Source organism: Pseudomonas sp. Ost2, assembly GCF_018326065.1.
In the GTDB taxonomy this organism is placed as follows: domain Bacteria; phylum Pseudomonadota; class Gammaproteobacteria; order Pseudomonadales; family Pseudomonadaceae; genus Aquipseudomonas; species Aquipseudomonas gingeri.
In genome coordinates this window covers 4,481,823-4,502,499 of sequence record NZ_AP021904.1, presented here as the reverse complement: position 1 = coordinate 4,502,499, position 20,677 = coordinate 4,481,823, and the positions used below count along the sequence as shown (strand labels likewise).

General features: G+C 64.8%; 18 protein-coding genes. 12 read left to right on the top strand and 6 right to left on the bottom strand.

Translation table 11 applies throughout. The features are described from left to right. Nucleotides 1–14: 14 nt before the first annotated feature. The 4 genes from KI243_RS19815 to KI243_RS19800 form a co-directional block, all read right to left on the bottom strand. Nucleotides 15–1,010, bottom strand: a complete 996-nt coding sequence (locus tag KI243_RS19815; protein ID WP_212809789.1) for an LLM class flavin-dependent oxidoreductase — start codon at nucleotides 1,008–1,010, stop codon at nucleotides 15–17. Further along, the gene (locus KI243_RS19810; RefSeq protein WP_212809788.1) at nucleotides 1,007–2,026 is read right to left on the bottom strand and encodes an LLM class flavin-dependent oxidoreductase; all 1,020 of its coding nucleotides are present in this window, start codon (nucleotides 2,024–2,026) and stop codon (nucleotides 1,007–1,009) included. The genes KI243_RS19815 and KI243_RS19810 overlap by 4 nt, the downstream gene beginning before the upstream one ends. Then, nucleotides 2,023–3,351 carry an LLM class flavin-dependent oxidoreductase gene (locus KI243_RS19805; protein WP_177128975.1) on the bottom strand — a complete coding sequence of 443 codons (1,329 nt, stop codon included), beginning with the start codon at nucleotides 3,349–3,351 and terminating at the stop codon, nucleotides 2,023–2,025. Before KI243_RS19805 ends, KI243_RS19810 begins: the two co-directional genes overlap by 4 nt. Nucleotides 3,352–3,416: 65 nt before the next feature. After that, the gene (locus tag KI243_RS19800; protein ID WP_177087760.1) at nucleotides 3,417–5,852 is read right to left on the bottom strand and encodes a TonB-dependent receptor; all 2,436 of its coding nucleotides are present in this window, start codon (nucleotides 5,850–5,852) and stop codon (nucleotides 3,417–3,419) included. A gap of 450 nt (nucleotides 5,853–6,302) precedes the next feature. Here KI243_RS19800 and KI243_RS19795 point away from each other — a divergent pair, with 450 nt between their 5' ends. Further along, on the top strand, nucleotides 6,303–7,295 hold the full coding sequence (locus tag KI243_RS19795) for a P1 family peptidase (RefSeq protein WP_177087763.1): 993 nt from the start codon (nucleotides 6,303–6,305) through the stop codon (nucleotides 7,293–7,295). A 63-nt stretch (nucleotides 7,296–7,358) separates the two neighbouring features. On the opposite strand, the gene KI243_RS19790 is transcribed toward KI243_RS19795, so the two are convergent. Further along, entirely contained in the window at nucleotides 7,359–8,357 is a 999-nt protein-coding gene (locus KI243_RS19790; protein WP_177087765.1) for an NAD(P)H-quinone oxidoreductase, read from the bottom strand. Nucleotides 8,358–8,564: 207 nt separating this feature from the next. Between KI243_RS19790 and KI243_RS19785 the strand changes: the two genes are divergently transcribed. Next, nucleotides 8,565–9,440, top strand: coding sequence for a LysR family transcriptional regulator (locus KI243_RS19785; RefSeq protein WP_212809787.1), 876 nt, complete (start codon nucleotides 8,565–8,567; stop codon nucleotides 9,438–9,440). Between the two features lie 39 nt (nucleotides 9,441–9,479). Here KI243_RS19785 and KI243_RS19780 read toward each other — a convergent pair whose 3' ends face one another. After that, nucleotides 9,480–10,844 carry a tetratricopeptide repeat protein gene (locus KI243_RS19780; protein ID WP_212809786.1) on the bottom strand — a complete coding sequence of 455 codons (1,365 nt, stop codon included), beginning with the start codon at nucleotides 10,842–10,844 and terminating at the stop codon, nucleotides 9,480–9,482. Between the two features lie 368 nt (nucleotides 10,845–11,212). On the opposite strand from KI243_RS19780, the gene KI243_RS19775 reads away from it, so the two are divergent. From KI243_RS19775 to KI243_RS19730, 10 genes are all read left to right on the top strand, one after another. Beyond that, nucleotides 11,213–12,823, top strand: a complete 1,611-nt coding sequence (locus KI243_RS19775; RefSeq protein WP_177087770.1) for an ABC transporter substrate-binding protein — start codon at nucleotides 11,213–11,215, stop codon at nucleotides 12,821–12,823. Then, the gene (locus KI243_RS19770) at nucleotides 12,820–13,809 is read left to right on the top strand and encodes an ABC transporter permease (protein ID WP_212809785.1); all 990 of its coding nucleotides are present in this window, start codon (nucleotides 12,820–12,822) and stop codon (nucleotides 13,807–13,809) included. The genes KI243_RS19775 and KI243_RS19770 overlap by 4 nt, the downstream gene beginning before the upstream one ends. Then, nucleotides 13,809–14,657: an ABC transporter permease gene (locus KI243_RS19765; RefSeq protein ID WP_212809784.1), complete on the top strand. Its 849-nt coding sequence runs from the start codon at nucleotides 13,809–13,811 to the stop codon at nucleotides 14,655–14,657. The genes KI243_RS19770 and KI243_RS19765 overlap by 1 nt, the downstream gene beginning before the upstream one ends. Beyond that, entirely contained in the window at nucleotides 14,654–16,297 is a 1,644-nt protein-coding gene (locus tag KI243_RS19760) for an ABC transporter ATP-binding protein (RefSeq protein ID WP_177128965.1), read from the top strand. The genes KI243_RS19765 and KI243_RS19760 overlap by 4 nt, the downstream gene beginning before the upstream one ends. 170 nt (nucleotides 16,298–16,467) lie before the next feature. Beyond that, nucleotides 16,468–17,178, top strand: coding sequence for an alpha/beta fold hydrolase (locus KI243_RS19755; RefSeq protein WP_348529744.1), 711 nt, complete (start codon nucleotides 16,468–16,470; stop codon nucleotides 17,176–17,178). Nucleotides 17,179–17,423: 245 nt separating this feature from the next. Then, a complete protein-coding gene (locus tag KI243_RS19750) occupies nucleotides 17,424–17,630 on the top strand; it encodes a hypothetical protein (RefSeq protein WP_017124350.1) in 207 nt (68 codons plus the stop codon). Between the two features lie 382 nt (nucleotides 17,631–18,012). Then, a complete protein-coding gene (locus KI243_RS19745; RefSeq protein ID WP_017124351.1) occupies nucleotides 18,013–18,450 on the top strand; it encodes an HIT family protein in 438 nt (145 codons plus the stop codon). Between the two features lie 243 nt (nucleotides 18,451–18,693). Continuing rightward, the gene (locus tag KI243_RS19740; protein ID WP_017124352.1) at nucleotides 18,694–19,470 is read left to right on the top strand and encodes a hypothetical protein; all 777 of its coding nucleotides are present in this window, start codon (nucleotides 18,694–18,696) and stop codon (nucleotides 19,468–19,470) included. A gap of 38 nt (nucleotides 19,471–19,508) precedes the next feature. After that, nucleotides 19,509–19,907, top strand: coding sequence for an ester cyclase (locus KI243_RS19735; protein WP_017124353.1), 399 nt, complete (start codon nucleotides 19,509–19,511; stop codon nucleotides 19,905–19,907). 68 nt (nucleotides 19,908–19,975) lie between these two features. Then, nucleotides 19,976–20,629 carry an iron-containing redox enzyme family protein gene (locus KI243_RS19730; protein ID WP_017124354.1) on the top strand — a complete coding sequence of 218 codons (654 nt, stop codon included), beginning with the start codon at nucleotides 19,976–19,978 and terminating at the stop codon, nucleotides 20,627–20,629. Nucleotides 20,630–20,677 lie beyond the last annotated feature (48 nt).

Below are 20,677 nucleotides of genomic sequence, written 5' to 3'. Positions count from 1 at the left end.
AGGGGGCGTGGCGTTCATGTGGGTTGCCAGCCGAGTGCCGGGGCGATCTCGCGGGCTAGGATCTCCAGGCGGCGGAGAATCTGCGCCTGGGTCGAGCTTTCCGCCTGGACCACGGCGATCACGTAGTCGGCATAGGGCAGCAGCGACGGGTCCTGGCGCAGGCTGGCGATCACTTCGTCCGGATGGCCGTGGTGCACGTTCATCAACCGCAGGTGTTCTTCCAGGTCGACGGCTTCGTCGATCAGCCCTTCACGCTTGAGCCGCGGGATATGCCGCTCGATATCGACCGCCAGTTCGGCCCGGGCACTGGCGCGGTCGGCGGCGGGGAAGATCGCCCGCACCACGCCGATGCGCGATGGCTTGTCTTCATGCGTCCAGGCTTGCAGATAGGCGTCGGCCAGGGGCTTCTGCACGGTCAGCGGATCATGGGTCGCCGTGCCCAGCAGCAGGCCGTTGCCCTGGCGCGCGGTGTAGGCCGCGCCTTCGAGGCTGCCATGGGAATGCCAGAGGCGGCCTGCCAGGGCAGCGGCCGGCGGCTGCAGGGTCAGGTCGCTGCTGGCATCCACCGGGCCGCCTTCGAGCAGTTGCTGCAACCGTTGCTGATGGTGGGCGAAGTCCTGTTGCCGCTGTCCGGCTTCGCGGCGGAAGGCGGCGAAGTTGTCGAGGTTGGCGCCGCCGCTGCCCAGGCCCAGTTGCAGGCGTGCGCCGCTGAGGCTGTCGAGTACGCTGGCATCCTCGGCCAGGCGTACCGGGTCTTCGAAGGGCAGGACGATGACCCCGGTGCCCAGCTCGATCCGCCGGGTACGCTCGGCCACCGCCGCCAGCAGCACCAGCGGCGAAGGCAGGCGTCCGAAACCGTTGCTCAGGTGGTGCTGGGCAATCCAGCCACCGTCGAAGCCGAGGGCTTCGGCGACCTCGAACTGCTCGATCAGGTCGCGGTAGACCTGCCGTGGATCGTCGCCGAAGGCGTGGCTGAGAAAACCCAGCTTGAAGGGTTTGGCACTGCTCATGGGCGGTGGTTCTCCAGAGGCGCTGGGCGCTCGCTGTGGGGGCGCCAACCCAGGGCGGGGGCGATCTGTTCGCGGATGATTTCCAGCGAGCGGATGGCCTCGCGCAACGGGGTATTGGCGGTTTGGACCTGGACGATCAACTGGTCGTTGGCGCTCAGTCGCGGCCCCTGGGCGAGGCCTTCGATAATTTGCTGCGGCGAGCCATGGAGCACGCCGAGGCGCCCGAGCACGCTGTTGAAGTCGTCATCGAGCCCGGCCCGGTAGACGCCGATGCTCTGCTGGCGCCGGACATAGCCGAGGATATCGCTGTGCAGCGCCGAGCCCTCGGCCGAGGCGTCCGCACCGGGGAATACCGCCTGCACCCGGGCGACCCTGGCCGGGGTGCCGTTGTCGCCGGTCCAGGCGTTTCGGTAACGTTCGACCAGTTCCACGCCGGCCTCGGCCGGCAGGTGCGGATTGGGCGCCATGATCAGCCCGTTGCCGCGGGCAGCGACCAGTTCGACCCGCGAAGTCGCTTCCCACAGTCGCCGTCCGAGTCCTTCGGCGCGGGGCAGCAGGCGCAGGCCGTCGTCGTTCAATGGGGTGTTGCCGAGGGCCGAGCGCAGGCGCTGCAGGCGTGTTTCATAGTCGCGGTGCCGTTCAGCGTGGGCGAGGCCGAAGGCGTCGTAGGTCTGCGGGTCGAAGCCGGCGCCAAGGCCCAGTTCCAGGCGCCCGTTGCTCAGCAGGTCGAGTACCGCGGCGTCCTCGGCCAGGCGCAGCGGTTCTTCCTGCGGCAGGACGATAATTCCGGTGCCCAGGGCAATGCGTCGGGTTCGCTGGGCGATGGCGGCCAGCAGGACCAGGGGCGAGGGCAGGCGCCCCTGTTCACTGGCGAAATGATGCTGGGCCACCCAGCCACTGTCGAAACCCAGTTCCTCGGCGACCCGGAACAACTCCAGGGTGTCGCGGTAGACCTGCGGGTCGAAGGTCGGGCGATAGACCCGGCTGAGAAAGCCCAGTGAGAAACCGCCGCTCATGATCGGCTGAACCGGTTGGCCGGGCGAGGCAGCCCGAGGTTTTCCCGCAGGGTACGGCCGGCGTACTCGCGACGGAACAGCCCGCGTTCCTGCAAGAGTGGAATCACCTGGTCGACAAACACCTCGATGGCGCCCGGGTAGTACGGAAAGAACACGTTGAAACCGTCGCAGGCCCGGGCCTGGAACCAGGCCTCGAAGCTGTCGGCGATATCGGCGGGCGTGCCGATCACCGGATTGCCGCCGGCCAGGTGCAGGTACAGTTGGCGGATGCTGAGGTTTTCCCTGCGGGCCAGTTCCAGCACCTTGTCCCGGCGACTGCCGCGCTGGCCCACCGGGGTATCCGGCAGCGGGCCGTCGAGATCATGGCCGCTCAGGTCGATATCGTCGCCGAGGGTGTCGGCCAGCAGGCGCAGGCCGAGTACCGGGTCGATCAGCGCCTGGAACTCTTCGAACAGCGCCTGGGCCTGTTCGCGGGTCTCGCCGATAAAGGGCGTGACGCCGGGGAGGATCTTGATATGGTCCGGATCGCGGCCGAAATCGGCGGCCCGGGCCTTGATGTCCTGGTAGAACGCCTGGGCGGCGGCCAGGTCGTGATGGGACGCGAAGATCAGTTCGGCAACGCGCGCGGCCAGGGTCTTGCCGGCTTCCGAGGCGCCGGCCTGGACCAGCACCGGATGGCCCTGGGGCGGTCGGGCGACGTTCAACGGGCCGCGTACGCGGAAGTGTTCGCCCCGATGGTTGAGCGTGTGCAGCTTGTCCGGGTCGAAGTACTGGCCGCTGCGCTTGTCGCGGACAAAGGCATCGTCGTCCCAGCTGTCCCACAGGCCCTTGACCACGTCGTGGAATTCCTCGGCGCGCTGGTAGCGGTCGCCGTGGTCGATATGGTTTTCCCGGCCGAAGTTCCAGGCCTCGTCGGAGACCACCGAGGTCACCAGGTTCCACGCCGCGCGGCCACCGGACAGGTGATCGAGGGAAGCGAACTTGCGCGCGATATGGTACGGCTCGTTGTAGCTGGTGGTGGCCGTGGCGATCAGGCCGATATGGGTGGTGACCGCCGCGAGGGCGGACATCAGGGTCAGCGGCTCGAAGTGTTCGGCGCGGGCGGTGCGGCTCAGGGCATCGTGATGATGACCCCATAGCGCGACCACGTCGGCGACGAACAGGGCGTCGAACCTGCCGCGTTCGGCGGTTTGGGCAATCGCCTTGAAGTGGTCGAAGTCCAGGCTGGCATCGGCCTGGGCCAGGGGATGACGCCAGGCGGCGACATGATGACCGCTGTTGGCGAGGAAGGCCCCCAGCTTGAGTTGATCGGTACGGCGGGTCATGGGCAGGCTCCCGGTGAGCGGGGCGGCGCCGGCGACCGGCTGGGTCGAGGGCGCCGCCAGGAGGGTCAGAAGTTGTAGGTCACGCCGGTGTACCAGTAGCCGCCGGTGGTGCCGTAGGGCGAGAAGTTGCCGTAGGGGAAGGCCCCCGAACTGCTCGGCAGCTTGGTGCGTTCCGGGTAGATGTTGAACAGGTTGTTGGCCCCGGCGGTGAGGGTGATGGCCTTGTTCAGGTGGTAGTCGATATTGAGGTCGGTGATCCAGGTCGGCGAGAAGGTGCGGTCGTAGATCGCGGCGGTGCCGTACTGGGTGTACTCGCCGTAGCGGGTCAGGTTCAGGCCGACGTCGAACTTGTCGATGCTCCAGGTGCCGCCCAGCAGCAGTTTGGACTCAGGCGTGCCGTACTTCAGGTTGCCCTGGCGCTGGCGGTCGTAGCCGCCGTCCGGGCCGAGGGCCTGCTGGGCGACGTCCGAGGCGTGGATCGAGTCGATCTCGGTGGTGTTCCAGTTGAAGCCCAGGCTGTAGCGCAGGCTGCCGTAGGCGCCGAGGTCCTGGCGGTAGTCGCCGACCAGGTCGAGGCCGCGGGTGGTGGTGTCCAGGGCGTTGGTGAAGTAGGTCACCGCCTGGTTGGTGTTGAGGCCGGCCGCGGCGAGGATCGCGTTGATCTGCGGGGTGCCGCCGAGGTAGCCGGTCTGGGCGATGCGATCCTTGATCTTGATCTGGTAGGCATCGAGAGTGATGCTGGCGTTGTCGATCGGCTGCAGGGTCAGGCCCAGGCCGAAGTTGGTCGATTTCTCCGGCTTGAGGGTGGAGGCGCCGAGGGCCTTGGCGACATCCGAGTCGACGGCGACGTTGCGGTAGTCGATCAGGTTGCCGTTGACGCTGCTCTGTGAGGTCGAGCTGTAGATCTGCTGGGCCAGCGACGGCGCGCGGAAGCCGGTGCTGAAGCTGCCGCGCACGGCGAGGATCGGCGTCAACTGGTAGCGGGTGGCGAACTTGCCGTTGGTGGTGGTGCCGGAGCCGTCGTTGTAGTGCTCGTAGCGCCCGGCGAGGTCGACATGCCATTTGTCGGTGAGGTCCTGGCCGATCTCGGCGTAGGTGGCGACGCTGGTCCGGCCTTTCTCGGCGGCGTCGGCCGGGGTGGTGCCGGCGCCGGAGATGGTCCCCGGGGCGATCGGGTTGCCGCTGGCCCCGGTGGCGAAGTTGCCGAGGGCATAGGACTCGTAGTCACCCTTGCCGATCTTGTAGTTCTCGTAGCGTTGTTCCAGGCCCCAGGAAATCTGCGTCGGCTTGGCCAGGCCGAAGTCGAAGGCGCGGGTCAGGTCGAGGTTGTTGGTCCACTGGCTGAAGGTCTTGACCCCGGTGTCGACCGACGTCGGCGAGTTCGCCCCGTAGCTCAGGTTATAGGTGTCACGCAGGGTCGCCTGAGCGTGGTCCTGGCCGTAGGTGCTGGACAGGTCGTAGTCCCAGCCGGCGACCTTGCCCTTGCCGCCGAACGCCACCTGAAAGTCGTTTTCGATAAAGCGCAGGGAGTCCTCGATACCTTCCGGGAATGGCGTGGCGATGCCGTCGAAACTGGCCGGCTGGTGGAACGCCAGGGGTTTTTCCGAGTTGCGTCGGGTGTAGGTGGAGAACGAGTACAGGGTCAGGGCGTCATCCACCGGCAGTTCGGCGTTGTAGCCGAAACTGAAGTTGCGCGACTCCGGCAGGCCGGTGCCGTAGTAGGTGTGGCGTTGGCTGGTGTTGCCGGCGCTGTCGGTATAGGGCGCGTCGTCGGAGCGGTCGGAGACGTTCTGTTTCTTCACGTCCAGAGCCAGGTTGATAAAGCCGTCGTTGGGCAGCGACAGGCCGAGGTTGCCGGTCTGCCGGGCGGTCTCGCCGTCGCCGTTCTCGAAGTTCTGGCCGTAGGTGGTGGACAGGCTGCCGCCGTGGTCGGTCTGCTTGAGCACGATGTTCACCACGCCGCCGATGGCGTCGGAACCGTACTGGGCCGAGGCCCCGTCGCGCAGTACTTCGACATGGTCGACCAGGGCGGTCGGGATCATGTCCAGGTCCACCGGCTGCGAGCCGGAGTTGAGGAAGGTGCCGTTGTTCAGCAGGGCGCTGTTATGCCGGCGCTTGCCGTTGACCAGCACCAGCACCTGGTCGCCGTTGAGGCCGCGCAGGCTGATGGGGCGCACCACCGAGGTCGAGCCGTAGCCGGAGGACGCCGGCAGGTTGAGTGACGGCAGTACCTTGCTCAGGGCGCGGGTCAGGTCGCCCTGGCCGGTGGCGAGCAACTGCTTGGAAGAAATCACATCCACCGGGGCGGTGCTTTCGGCCAGGGTCCGGGCCTGGCCGCGGTTGCCGATGACCACCACGGTGTCCAGTGGGTTGTCGCTGCCGGCGGTGTCGGCGGCGAGGGCCAGGCTGCTGTAGCTCAGGGCCTCGCAAACCGCGAGGAACAGCAGGCTGTGGGTGAAGGTGGTGCGGGCCTGGCGGCCGGCGGCGCGTGTCGAACTCATGATGTGAATCGCTCCAATGGGATCCCCGGTATGTCCCCGGTCGGGGTCAACCTTGTCGGGTAAGGCGACGGTGTCGTGGCGGGTCGTCGCAAGCGTGGTCAGTGACGGCTTGTTGCCGGACCGGCACGGTGGCCGCGGTCTCAAGCTCTGCTGCAGGCGGTAGAGCAAGGCCTGTGCCATTTATAAAAATCTTTTATAAACAATGACTTGGTTGTGTGTCTGAGCAAAATCTGGTGTTTTTCTAACAGCGCCATTCCAGGCTGTTGGTTTTTCTACAGTCGCTTCGGGGCGGGAGACGTGACAGGGGCGGGTGTTGGTTTGTCAGCAGTCGGAGGGCGAGTGTTGATTAAGCAGCAGCCGATGCCGGGTGACACCGAACAAACCGGGGGAGGACGGGCTGGCACATCACTTGCTGAAGGGTTTGCCACTCTCTTTTTCCAGGATGTTCTTATGCCGTTACCGGGGTCCCGCAATTTGTTGACCGATGTACCTGGCGTCCTCGTCGGGCACGCTACCGACCGGCGTGTCGATACGGGCGTGACGGTGATCCGTACCGACGGTGCCTGGACCGCCAGCATCGATATCCGCGGTGGCGGTCCGGGCGGTCGGGAGTCGGCGGCACTGGAACCGGAGAACATGGTCGGGCAGGTGCATGCGCTGGTGTTCGCCGGGGGCTCGGTGTTCGGCCTGGGGGCGGCGGATGCGGTAGCGGCGGCCCTGTCGCTGGAGGAAGTGGGCCTGCACCTGAAAGCCGGCGCGCCGGCGATTCCGATTGTTCCCGCTGCCGTCCTGCATGACCTGGCCAATGGCGGTGACAAGCACTGGGGGCTTGAACCGCCTTATCGCCGGCTGGGCTTCGAGGCGTTGGAAAATGCCGCCGAAGACTTTGCCCTGGGCTCGGTGGGGGCCGGTCGCGGCGCCATGGCCGGGGTGCTCAAGGGCGGCTTGGGCTCGGCCTCGCTGGCACTCGACGACGGCCTGGTGGTGGCGGCGCTGGTGGTGGCCAATCCCATCGGTTCGGTGTACATGCCGGACGGTCGGACCTTCTGGTCCTGGCCCTGGGAAATCGCCGGCGAATTCGGTGGCGTACGCCCGACGACCGTGATGGACACCAGTGACCCGATGCCCGAACTGTCGCGCCTGGACAGCATGGGACGGCTGCAGGCCGGGGCCAATACCACGCTGGTAGCGGTGGCCTGCAATGCCCGGCTGACCACGGCCGAGTGCAAGCGGGTGGCGATCATGGCCCAGGATGGCATTGCCCGGGCGGTGCGTCCGGCGCACCTGCCGTTCGATGGCGACACGGTGTTCGCCCTGGCTTCCGGCGCCTTGCCGTTGGTGGAAGGGCCGCGGCGCCAGGTGCAGATCGGCTGCATCGGCGCGGCGGCGGCCGACTGCGTGGCGCGGGCGATTGCGCGGGGGGTGTTCGAAGCCCGGCGTTGACGCGGGTGCGCCGAGCTCGTCGATGGCCGCCGGGGCGTCTGGTGGGACAGAGACGGGGGATGTCTATGCCACCCGCAACACAATCTTCCCGATATGATCGCCACCTTCCATCCGTGCATGGGCCTGGGCGGCGTCGGTGTAGGCGTAGACCTTGTCGATCATCGGCAGGCAACGCCCGGCGTTCAGTACCGGCCACACATGCTCGCGCAATTGGGCAGCGATCTCGGCTTTTTCCTCCCGGGTGCGTGAGCGCAACAAGGAGCCGGTGATAATCGCGCGCTTGGCCATGATGGTCAGCAGGTCGACGTCATTGCCCTTGGCCCCGCCGAGGAAACCCAGCATCACCAGGCGACCTTCCATGGCCAGGGCCTTGAGATTGTCGCCCAGGTACGAGCCGCCCATGATATCGAGGACTACGTTGACGCCTTTGTCGCCGGTCTTTTCGGCTATTACCCGGGCAAAATCCTGCTCGCGGTAATTGATCGGCTCGGCACCCAGGCTGGCGATGGCGGCGCATTTGTCGGGGCTGCCGGCGGTGGCGAAGGCCTCGATGCCGAATTCGCGGCACAGCATCAGTGCGGTGGTCCCGATACCGCTGGTGCCGCCGTGAATCAGCGCGCGCTGGCCTTTATGCACGCCGCCCAGGCCGAACAGGTTGGCCCAGACGGTGAAGAAGGTTTCCGGGATGGCGGCGGCCTGAATCCAGTCCATGCCTTCGGGAATCGGCAATGCCTGGCTGGCGGGCACCGTGCAGAACTGCGCGTAACCGCCGCCATTGGTCAGGGCACAGACTCTATCGCCGATGGCGTACTCGCTGACGCCATCGCCCAGCGCAGCCACTTCGCCGGCCACTTCCAGCCCCGGAATCGGGCTCATGCCGGGTTTCATCGGATACTTGCCGGCGCGCTGCAGGGCGTCCGGGCGATTGACCCCGGCGGCATGCACGCGAATCAGGATCTCGCCGGGGCCCGCCACCGGCACGTCGGCCCGGCGCGGTTGCAGGACTTCAGGGCCACCGGGGGTGGTGATTTCAATCAGGGTCATTTCCTGGGGCAGGGTCATGATCGGTACCTTATGCAGTGGGGCAGCAATGTTGGGCAACTGAAGCGGGACGGCGGTTCAACAAAGGTGTCGGCGCTGGTGGCACGATGATCGCGCCGCCGGCAATCCCGGGTGTTTTCTACTGGCGTCCAGCATATCGAGGATTAGTGATGCAATAATGCAGCGATTACACGGCACTCAGATGCATATATGCATCACGGGGGGGTGATGAACTGGGATGATGCGCGAATGTTTCTGGCGGTGTGCCGCGAGTCGACGCTGCGTGGCGCGGCTCGTGTGCTGGGGGTCGACCAGGCTACCGTGGGGCGGCGGATCAACGCCCTGGAAAAGGCCCTGGATGCGACTTTGTTCCTGCGCACCTCCGATGGCTATGCCTTGACCGCTCTCGGCGAGGCGGCCCTGCATTCGGTGGAAAAAATGGAACGCTCGGCCCAGGACCTGCAACGCCAGATCCAGGGGCAGGATGATCGCCTGTCCGGCATCGTGCGGGTCAGCACCACCGACTCGCTGGCCATCGACTTCCTGATCCCGGCCATCGCCGGCCTGCACGAAAAACACCCGGATGTACGCGTGCAACTGGACGCTTCCACCCAGTTCCTCAGCCTGGCCAGGCGCGAAACCGATATCGCCGTGCGCAATGCCCGCCCGGACAGTCCCGACCTGATCGCCCGACGCATTGCCCGCTGGCCGGTGGGGCTGTTCGCCTCCCAGGCCTATATAGACCGTCACGGCATCCCGGAACCCGGCGGCCTGTTCGAAGGACATGACCTGGTGCTGTATCAGCCCTACCTGCAAAACCAGAAGGACATGACCCTGGCATCCGAACCCCTGGGGCGCGGGCGCATAGCGACGACCCTGAGTTCCAGCCTGCTGGTGCGCCGCTCCATCGCCGCCGGTATCGGCATCGGCGAAGTCCCGGTGTACATCGGCGAAAAACATGGCCTGGTGCACCTCTGGCCGCAGCGCACGCGACCCTTGCCCTACGACGTGTGGCTGGTGACCCACGCCGATCTGCGCCACACCGCTAGGGTACGGGTGGTGATCGATGAAATCGTCGCGGGGTTTGCCGGTACCGGCGAGTAGTTCGATCGTTCCCGCGTGGTGGGACGATCGGCACCCGCGTCAGCCCGGCACGACCTGGTTGATCCGCGCCCTGGCCCGCTCGGCTTCCGAAGGCAGGCCGAGCGCGCGGTACACCCGCTCCAGATGTCGGTTGAGCGGCACATCCAGCGCATCATGGCCACGGCGCAGCTCCAGGGTCTGCTGTGCCACCAGCCAATCCTTCGAGCGCAGCCGCGCATCGAGCTCGATCTGGGCGAACAGGTCGCGCTGGGCATGGCTGCCGCCGATATCGTTGAGCCGTGGCAACACCCCGCTCAGGCGCTGTACCGCCGTTTCCCAGTCGCCACGGGCATGGGCCAGCAGGCCTTCGGCCAGGGGCAGGGTGACCTGGGCCCAGGTGGTCCGGCTGAAGGCCGGTGCGGTCAGGCCGCGCTCGCGCAAGGCCTCCAGCAACTGCTCCGCCTGCTGCTGTCCGGCCCGTGCCAGGCCGTACAGATACTGGACGCTGAGGAACGGTTGCACCGTATCGCCTGTTCGCGCTTGCAGGTAGGGCACCAGTGCCTGCCAGCGTTGCCCGACGTCGACCCCGGCCAGCTCCAGGCGGGCCAGCAGCGATACCGCGCCGACCTGGTCCTGGGAGTACTCCGGCAGGATGCCCCAGACGTGGCGGTCATAGATCTCCAGCACCCGCTGCTCCTGTCCGCGTGCCAGGTAGAACAGCGCCAGGTGCCACCAGTTATGGGTGTACATGAAGGAGTTGAGGCCTTCCCAGTGGTCTTTCACGCTTTCCAGGAAATCGATGCCTTCCTCGATCCGGCCGTGGGTCAGCAGGACGTGGGCCAGGGCGTGCTGGGCCCAGGGCTCGTCGGCTTGCAGGTGCAGCGCCTGGCGCGCGGCGGCTTCGGCCTGGTCCAGCAAGTGGCATTGTTCATAGGCGAAGGCCAGCAGGCCGTGGCTGTGGGCGATCTCCGGCGCGGCGTCACGGGCCTTGAGGGCGATGCGCAGTAACGCCGGCCAGTTGCCGCGATTGAACTCCACGTATTGGTTGAGCTTGGCGGCGAACAGGTCCCGGGGGAAACGGTCGAGCAACTGTTCGCTGAGGCCCAGTACGCGGCCCAGGTCATCGCCGATCCAGGCATTGAGGATCGCCAGGTACAGGTTTGCCCGCAGGTGGTTCGAGCCCACGGCGTCGGCCCGCTGGCGATAGCGCTCGGCGAGGACGGGGCCTTCGGGGGATTCGCTGAACATCAGCAGGATGCCCGCGAGGGCATTCGCCAGCCGCGAGTCCGGATCGGCATCGGCCGCTGCGAGAATGCCCTCGGCGCGGGGGTGATAGGCGAGAAAGCCGGAGATGAACGCGTCGATGCCGCGTCGGGTCGAGGGGAGACTGCTGTCGATGGGGTTGCCCAGGTAATCCAGTGACATAGGGTGAGGCTCGGTAGTTCGAAGACAGCGGGTATCGCAAGGGTTGTGCCAGGGCACGCAGGCTCCCGTGATCGTTCCCACGCTCTGCGTGGAAACGCCTCTCTGGACGCTCTGCGTCCGCCCTGATGACGCGCAGCAGGCGTTTGCTGCACGTGGCAACGATCAATCGCGGTTGCAGGCTGCTGCTTTTTCCACACCGGCAAACGCGGGTTGTGGTTTTTTCATCAGGCCGCCTGCCGCGCAATGTCCCGCCAGCGCCGCCGGACAGGGCCGCGAAAGCACTGGCACAGGCCTTGCTAAACCGCTTCAAAGGGCAGGTCTCGCGGTTGGCGGGCCTGCACCTGCCGAACCTTTTTGCGGAGCGCGCCATGCCTGATCTCACCCCGACCCCTTCGTCCCACGCCCGGCCCCTGCGCCGGGTGTTGCTCGGCCTCGCCGCCAGCGCGCTGATCCTGGCCGGTAGCGTACAGGCACAACCACGGGATGGCGGGGTACTGAATCTGGTGGCCCAGCCGGAACCGCCATCGCTGATGCACGGCGTGGTCTCCCATGTCTCGACCCAGTACGTCAGTGGCAAGATCCTCCAGGGCCTGCTGACCTACGACACCCAGCTCCAGCCCAAGCCGGTACTGGCCAAGAGCTGGACGATTACTCCCGATGGCCTGACCTACACCTTCGACCTGCAGGAGGGTGTGCGCTGGCACGACGGCCAGCCCTTCACCGCGGCCGACGTGGTGTTCAGCTTCCAGACCTTCTACCCGGAGGTGGACAAGCGCCTCGGCGGCGTCTTCACCGAGTATGTGGCGTCCATCGACGCCAGCGGTCCGTTGCAGGTGACCTTCCACCTGAAGAAACCTTTCGCGCCGTTGCTGTCCTCCCTGGGCAGCGGCCTGCGCCCGGTGGTGCCGAAACACCTGTACGAGGGCACCGACTTTCGTAACAATCCCTATAACCTCAAGCCTGTCGGCACCGGTCCCTTTGTCTTTCAGGAGTGGAAGCGCGGCGCCTATATCAAGCTGGGCAAGAACCCCGACTACTGGAAAAAAGGCCTGCCGCACCTCGACGGCATTGTCTTTCACGTGATTCCCGATGCTTCCTCGCGGGCCGCGGCCTTCGAGCGTGGCGACGTCCAGGTCCTGCGCAGCGGCGACGCCGATTACTCCGATCTGAAGCGCCTGGGCGGCCTGCCCGGCGTGCAGTCCTCGGAGCAGGGCTGGGAGCTGTACTCGGGCCTGGCCTTCCTGCAGATCAACACCCGCAAGCCACCGCTGAACAATCCCAAGGTCCGCCAGGCGATCCTCTATGCGCTGAACCGGCAGTTTGTCGTCGACAACATTTTCTTCGGTTCGGGCAAGGTCGCCCAGGGGCCGTTCGTCTCCAGTTCGCCGTATCACGACCCGCAACTGCCGCAGTACGGCTATGACGTGAAGAAGGCCAAGGCGCTGATCGCCGAGTCCGGCGTCGATGTCGGCGCGGTGCGTATCCGCCTGCTCAACGGCGAGAAAGGCGGTGCCTGGGAGCGCCTGGCCGAATACACCAAGCAGTCCCTGCAACCCCTGGGCTTCAAGGTGCAGGTGGTGACCTCGGATGCCGCGACCTGGTTCCAGCGGGTCAGCGACTGGGATTTCGACCTGACCTACAACTTCATCTTCCAGATCGGCGATCCCTACCTGACCACCGCCTATCTCTATCGCTCGGACTACATCCTCAAGACTTCGCCGTTCGCCAATGTCAGCGGCTACAGCAGCCCGGAGGCGGACGCCCTGTGGAACAAGGTGGCCGACACCCCGGAAGGCGAGCAGCGTCGCCAGGTCTACAGCCAGCTGGAAAACCGCCTGAACAGCGACCTGCCCATCGCGCCGATCTTCGAGATGCGCTATCCGACGCTCTACCACAGCCAGGTGAAGAATCTGCTGCAGACGGCCACCAGCCTCAACGAAGACGATGAAGGCGTCTACCTCGACGCCCCGGCACCATGAGCGGGCTGATCTTCCTCGGCGGCCGGGTGCTGCGGGCACTGTCGATGGTGCTCGGGGTGCTGGTCCTGAGTTTCCTGCTGGTGCGCCTGGCTCCCGGTGACCCGGCGTTGCTGATGGCCGGCGAGGCGGGGGTCGATGACGGGCACTACATCGAGCAGTTGCGCCAGCAGATGGGCCTGGATAAGCCCGTGGTCCAGCAACTGCTGATCTATCTCGGGCAGGTGGCGCGGCTGGACCTGGGCTACTCCTACCGCAACCAGACCTCGGTCTGGTCGCTGATCGCCGAGCGCCTGCCGGCGACGCTGGCGCTGATGGGCTCGGCGTTCCTGCTGTCGTCGCTGCTGGGAATCGCCCTCGGCGTACTGGCCGCCCGTAGCCGCGAGCAGCGGCGCTGGCTCGACCAACTGATCTCCCAGGGTGCGCTGTTGCTGTTTGCGATCCCGTCGTTCTGGCTGGCGATGCTGTTGATCCTGCTGTTTTCGGTCAGCCTCGACTGGCTGCCGGCCTTCGGCATGGAAACCGTCGCCGCGGATTTCCACGGCGGTGCCTGGTGGGCCGACCGCGCGCGGCACCTGGTGTTGCCGTGCCTGTCCCTGAGCTTTCTGTTCCTGGCGCTGTATATCCACCTGACCCGCGCCGCGACGCTGGAGGCGCTGGGCCAGGAATACGTGCGCACCGCCCGGGCGAAAGGCTTGCGACCGCGACGGATTCTCTGGGCGCATGTGCTGCGCAATGCACTGCTGCCGGTGGTGACCTTTGCCGGCCTGCAACTGGGCCAACTGGCCAGCGGGATCCTGCTGGTGGAAGTGGTCTATTCCTGGCCGGGTATCGGCCGCCTGATGTACGAGGCGCTGGCGCAACGGGACTACGGGGTATTGATGGGTGGTTTCCTGGTGATTTCGATCATGGTGGTGAGTTTCAACCTGCTGACCGATCTGGCGTGCCGCTGGCTCGATCCACGTATCGGCGCCGGAGGGCGGCACTGATGAGCCGATATCCTTTCCTGCGCCGTTTCCTGGCACAGCCTTCGGCGGTGGCCGGCGTCCTGTTCCTGCTGGTCCTCGCTGCGCTGGCTGCGGCCGCGCCGTGGCTGACCGACAGTTCGCCCTGGGACATGAACAGTGCGCCGATGCTGGCACCGTTCCAGGACCGCGCGCACTGGCTGGGCAGCGACATGCTCGGGCGCGACCTGGGCAGCGGCCTGCTGTACGGGGCACGGGTGTCCCTGGCGGTGGCCGCGCTGGCGAGCCTGGCGACATTGCTGGTCGGCGCCCTGGTCGGGGCCGTGGCCGGTTACTTCGGCGGCTGGCTCGACGGTGTGTTGATGCGTGTCGCCGAGTTTTTTCAGATCATCCCGCAACTGGTGCTGGCGGTGATCCTCGTGGCGATTCTCGAACCGTCCCTGGGCTCGATCGTCCTGGCCATTGCCCTGGTGGCCTGGCCGGCGGTGGCGCGGCTGGTGCGCAGCGAATTCCTCAGCCTGCGCCAGCGCGAGTTCGTGCAGGCGGCGCGGGTGCTCGGGCAGTCGTCGTCGGCGATCATCTTCCGGCAGATCCTGCCCAATGCCCTGGCGCCGTTGCTGGTGACCCTGACCTTTGTCATGGCCAGCGCGATCCTTACCGAAGCGGCCCTGGCTTTTCTCGGTCTCGGCGACCCCGAGGCCATGAGCTGGGGCTACATGATCAATGCCTCCCGCGGCCTGTTGCGCGATGCCTGGTGGATGAGCCTGTGGCCCGGCCTGGCGATCCTGTTCTGCGTGCTCGCGGTCAACCGTGTCGGCGAAGGCCTGCGGGTGGCGTTCGAGCCGGACCGGCAACAGGGAGCGGCGGCATGAGCCAAGACATCCATCCCTTGCTGAGCGTCGAGCACCTGCGCATTGCACTGCCTCGCGGCGCGGATCGCAGTCATGCGCTGTATGACCTGTCGTTGCAACTCGAACGCGGCGAACTGCTCTGTGTGGTGGGCGAGTCGGGGTCCGGCAAGTCGATGCTGGCCAAGGCGTTGCTGCGCCTGCTGCCGGCGTCCCTGCCGATTGAAGCGGGGCATATCCGCTGGCGCGGCGAGGACCTTGCCGGGCGTGGCGAAGAGGCCATGCGCGAGTTGCGTGGCCGGGAGATCAGCATGGTCTTCCAGGAACCCATGAGTGCCCTGAACCCGTTGCTGAGCGTGGGCCGGCAGATCGACGAAACCCTGCAGGCCCATGGCGTTGCCGCGGCCGCGACACGCCGTCAGCGGGTGATCGAGTTGCTGGGTTATGTCGGCCTGCCGGACCCGGAACGCCTGCGCCACGCCTATCCCTTCGAACTGTCCGGCGGTCAGCGCCAGCGGGTGGTGATCGCCATGGCACTGGCCTTTGATCCGGCCTTGTTGATCGCCGACGAACCGACCTCGGCTCTGGATGTCACCACGCAAGCGCAGATCCTTGAATTGCTGCGCAGGATCCAGCGCGACAAGGGCATGGCGGTACTGTTTATCACCCACGACTTTGCCGTGGTACAGGCCATCGCCGACCGGGTGCTGGTGCTGGAAAAAGGTCATCTGGTGGAGCAGGGCACCGCCCGGCAGGTCCTGCAGGCGCCGCGCCAGGACTATACCCGGCGCCTGCTGGCAGCGGCATCGGCCAGTCCGCTGGCACCGCGCCCGGCCATCGTCGATGCGCCGCTGGTGCTGGCGGCGCGACAACTGGAGAAGTCCTTCAGCGGTCGCCATGGCTGGTGGCGCCGTCGCACCCAACAGGCACTGGCCGGGCTCGATCTGCATCTGCGCGAAGGCGAGACCCTGGGGATTGTCGGCGAGTCCGGTTCCGGCAAGTCGACCCTTGGACGCTGCCTGGTGCGCCTGCTGCAGCCCGATGGCGGGCACCTGCAATGGCAGGGAAAGGACGTGGCCGATCTGTCCCAGCGGCACCTGCGCCCGTTGCGCGGGGATATCCAGATGATCTTCCAGGACCCGTTCGCCTCGCTCAATCCGCGCCAGACCATCGGCCGGATCATCATGACCGGGCCGCTGGCGCAAGGCGTCTCGGTGGCCGAGTCGGCCCGGCGGGCCCGTGAAATGCTGGAACTGGCAGGGCTGCCGGCGACGGCCTTCGAACGGTATCCCCATGAGTTTTCCGGCGGGCAACGACAGCGGATCGGCATCGCCCGGGCGCTGGCGGTGCGCCCGAAGATCCTCATCGCCGATGAATGCGTCTCGGCACTGGATGCGCTGATCCAGGTGCAGATCCTCGAACTGCTGGAGGACCTGCAACGGCGCCTGCGCCTGAGCATGGTGTTTATCACCCATGACCTGCGGGTGGCGGCGCGTCTGTGCGATCGCATCGCGGTGATGCAGGGCGGGCGGATCGTCGAACAGGGCGAGACCGCCCGGCTGTTCGCCGAGCCGCAACACCCCTATACCCGGACCCTGCTGGGCGCCTCGCCGGTTGTGGCGCCGGCGGCGAATGCCGAACCGAGCCGCGAGGGTGCCTGGTGAGCGGCGATCTATTCTCTATTTTTCTGACAGGACACTCTTGGCATGGCTGAACCCTATTCCTCTGTTGATTTACCGCGGGTGCGAGGCGAACTGCTGGAGATCCGTCCGGGGCGGCGCCTGAGCGTGGCCCACCAGCCCGGCCGGGAACGGGCCGATAGCGTGGTGTTCTTCTGCCATGGCGCGGGGGCAACAAGGACCAGTGGCGTCACCAGTGGCAGGCGCTGGGCGAGGAGGGCTACAGCCTGGTGGCGTGGGACCTGCTCGGCCATGGCGAGAGCGACAAGCCACGGCGGCCCGCGGCGTACGCCTGGGCCGAACTGGTCGCCGATTACCTGGAACTGCTGCGTCGCTTCGGCGGCCGGCGCAACCTGATCGTGGCCCACTCGTTCGGCACCGGGCTGTCCCTGAGCACCCTGTTGCAGGTGCAGTCGGTCAGCGGCGCCTTGTTGCTCGGCACACAGTTGCATCGGCCGTTGAGTCGCGGTGGGTTGATGGCGTTGCCGGCCTGGGTGCTGGAACTGATCCGGCCAGTGTTGGCCAGGGGCTTTCGCCAGCGCGCCTGGCACGGGTCCGCCGATGCGGGGCTGGTGGCCTATGAGGAAAAGCTCACCGAGCGCAACCGCCTGTATGTATTCAAGGGACTGCTGGAGGGCGTGCAATGGCCGGATGCCGGGCACCTGGCGAACCTCAGGTTGCCGGTCGAGGTGGTGGCCGGTGACAGCGACGGCCTGACCCCGGCCAGCGGTGGCGAGGCGCTGGCCGAACAGCTGCCGGACGCACGCTTCCAGGTGCTGCACGCCTGTGGGCATCAGCTGATGCTGGAGAAACCGGAAGAGGTGCTGGCGGCATTCCGGGCGTTGAGCCAGCGCCTGGGGGCGTGACGTGCAAAAAAAAGCCCGCAGTGTGGGCGGGCTGAATGGGATTCAAAAGGAGTGAGTCGAATCTAGGGGTATGGAGGTGAAAAGGGTGTGAAGGGCGTGTGACGACTTCGGAAGTCCGTGACCGAGTGGTCATTCGTCGGATCCTTGTGCCAGAGCCTGCGAATCGCTGTCAGTCGGCTACGCTCAAGGTTTTTCAGGCGTCAGCCATGGGCTGGTGGTGATGAATCTTTGCAAGGAGTGTTCGAATGAAAAAGGCATACATGGAAGATAATGGCGATGAATTCCCGATCAACAATCTGGTGCGCTGCGGGCAGACCCCGTACGTGGCCGAGTTTGGTGGCGCGGCACCGGCCGAAGAGCCTTCGAGCCGGGTCCGGACACCGGTGCCGACGGGCTTGGTGAAGTCCCCCTATTTTCCCAAGGCCAGGCCGCGCCTGAAGAAACAGGCGTAGGCGACGAGCCATCCTGCCCGGGGCAGGGTGGGCTCACCTTCGGGCTACCTCAGCATCCGGCGTCCATTCGGCACGCCGGATTTTTTATGCCTGCCGTACGGGGTTCGGATAAGCCGGGTAGGACGTTGCGTGTCAGTGATTTGCGATTTTTTATGTAAGAAATTTCCATGAATAAAACCCAATAAAATCAATGGGCTGTGTTTAATGGAGGCGTTGCGGATACAAAAAATTTCAAAACTCCCGTGTACAGGCATTCCGGGTCGGACGTATTTTCGCCTCACATTGTGCGGTCAGCGATGATAGGTCTGTAAGGGAATTCAGCCTGTCGCAAGCCCGGATACCAAGCCGGTCTTGCGCATATAACAATAGAGGGAGCTAACCCGTGAACTGCATTTTCTGTGCAATCGCCAGACAAGAAGCACCTGCCAGCATCGTCTATGAAGACGAACAGTGCCTGGCGCTGCTTTCCATCCAGCCGATCACTCCCGGTCATGTGCTGGTCATTCCCAAGGCCCACGCCACCGGCCTGGCCGATATCCCCCCGCAAACCGCAGGCCACATGATGGTGGTCGGGCAGCGTATGGCTAGCGCGTTGCGCAACAGCGGGATACTGCTGAACGAGCGCTCCTGCGAAGGCATCAATCTGCTGTTGTGCGACGGGGCCGTTGCCGGTCAGACCGTCGGTCACGCCCATTTGCATGTCCTCGCGCGCTTTGTCGGCGATGGCTTCAACCTCGCCCACGCCGATATTCCACTGGCCAGCCCGCAGTTGCTGGTCGAGCGCGCCGGCAAGATCCGTTCGGCCCTGGAACAACTCTGACGACAGCCGGCTTCGCTTGATGATCGTTCCCATGCTCTGCGTGGGAACGCAGCCCGTGACGCTCCGCGTCACAGCCAGCACGGACGCGGAGCGTCCGGTGAGGCATTCCCACGCAGAGCATGGAAACGATCAGTGATCAACTTTGCACGTTCAAGGAGGTGAACTCATGAATTGAGTCATGGGTGTTATGTCGTGTGCCTGGTCGAGCCAAATAATACAGATCATAATAACAAGGAGCGTCTTATGTCGTCATACGGGAGTAACAAGACCGAGTTGCCATTGGCAAGTATGCAGCTGGTGAAAGATGATACCGCCGGTGCAGCTATCTACAGTTTCTATGATTCGGTCCTGCACGAACACTGTCAGTCCGACAAAGTCAGTATTCGCCAGATTGTAACGCCTCAACAGTTTTCCGAGTTGTCACGGGCGCGTTATCGATTGTACGGGCAGCGCAAGGTTTATTATCGGACGCTGTTCGGCGATTCGGTCGATGAAACCGTCTGCCTCGATGAGTACGATGCCCGCTCTTATGTATTTGCCTGTTATTACGATGGCGAGATTATCGGCACCCAGCGTATTACGCCGTTTCCCCATGAGTCCGGGGAGTTTATCGATCACCAGCGTTTGCTGGCGTTCTCCGGGCCCGGTTACGAGAACGAATGCGTGGAGCTGTCGCGGTTGATTGTCGATAAACATGCCCCGGTCAGGAACGTGGTCAGCGCCCTGGCGATGACCGGTGCGTCGCTGGTGGCCCTGCTGGGCGGCTACAAGACTTTCATCACTTACGTGAAACCCCGGCTGGCGCCGAAGTTCGACAGCTCGGTGTTTGACCAGGACGGCATCCTGTTCCAGATCAAGGCCCGTGGCGATCACTACTACGCCTTGTACAAGGGCGATCTGCTGCCGTCGGTGACGCCCTTCTTCGGCCTGGAGCAATGCCCGGCGGACCTCAAGGACATCGACGGGCTGATCCGCCATACCCTCGCTGCCCGCGCGGGACGCCAGGCCCTGGCGGTCTGAAAAACATAATAAATCGACAATAACGAGGTTGATGTCAGATGGAAGCCCAGAACAAGGCCGTGGTCATCGAATTTTACGAGCGCATGTTCGGCCAGCGTGAACTCGCGGTCGCCGATACGCTGATTGCCGAAGACTATGTGCAACACAACAACGTGTTCATTCCGCCGCGCCGTGAAGGATTCAAGAGCTACTTTGCGCAGTTCTTCAAGACCTTTCCGGAGTCCGGGACCAGTATCAAGCAAGTGTGTGCCGAAGGCGATTATGTCTTCCTCTATGCGACCCATTGGGCCAAACATAGATTCTTTACCGTGAAGTACAAGGTGATCGATATCTATCGTGTGGAAAACGGTGTGCTGATGGAACACTGGGACACTATCGAGGGCGTCGGCTTCTTCTCCAAGTTCATGTACATCATCAAATCCGTGTTGCGCCTGTAAACCCGCGTTCGCGCCGGTACATAAGAAATGTCATAAACGATCTATAACACCACCAGGGAAAGAGTGAAATGACTGAGTTCAGAGATGAGTTGAAGGCTGTCTGTGATGCCGAATGGGCCAAGATCAAGGCTGGCCGCTTCTTTCAGATGATGAAGCGCCCCGAGTTGCAACGCGAGTTGTATATCAAGTCGATTGTCCAGGTGTATCACTACACCAAGAACAACGCGATCAACCAGGCCGTGGCCTGCTGGAACCAGGACCACAAGAAGGTCGGCCTGCTGCGTTTCGCCATGAAGCACGCGCTGGAAGAGCTTGGCCATGAAAACATGGCCTACAACGACCTGATCGCCATCGGCGTGGACCCGGCCGAATTCGAAAAACCGATGCTGCCGGCCACCGAGGCCTTCTACGGCTACCTGGATTATGTCTCCGTCTGCCGCGGGATCATTCCACGCCTGGGCTACAGCTTCTGGGCGGAGGACTCCTACGAGCACCTCGAGCCGATGATGGATATCTGCAAGAACAGCCTCAAGCTCACCGACAAGCAAATGACCTTCTTTGTCGCCCACGCGATCATCGATGCCAAGCACTCCGAGGAGGTCAACGCGGCCATCGACCGTTGGGTGGTCACCGATGAAGAGAAGGAGTCGGTGAAGCAGGTGGCACGGACCACCGTGTACCTGATGGGCAAGATTCTCGAGTCGGTCGCCGACGAGTTCTGACCGCGCGATGCAGCGCCTTCCCGTATCCGCATGCGCGAAGGCGTTGTC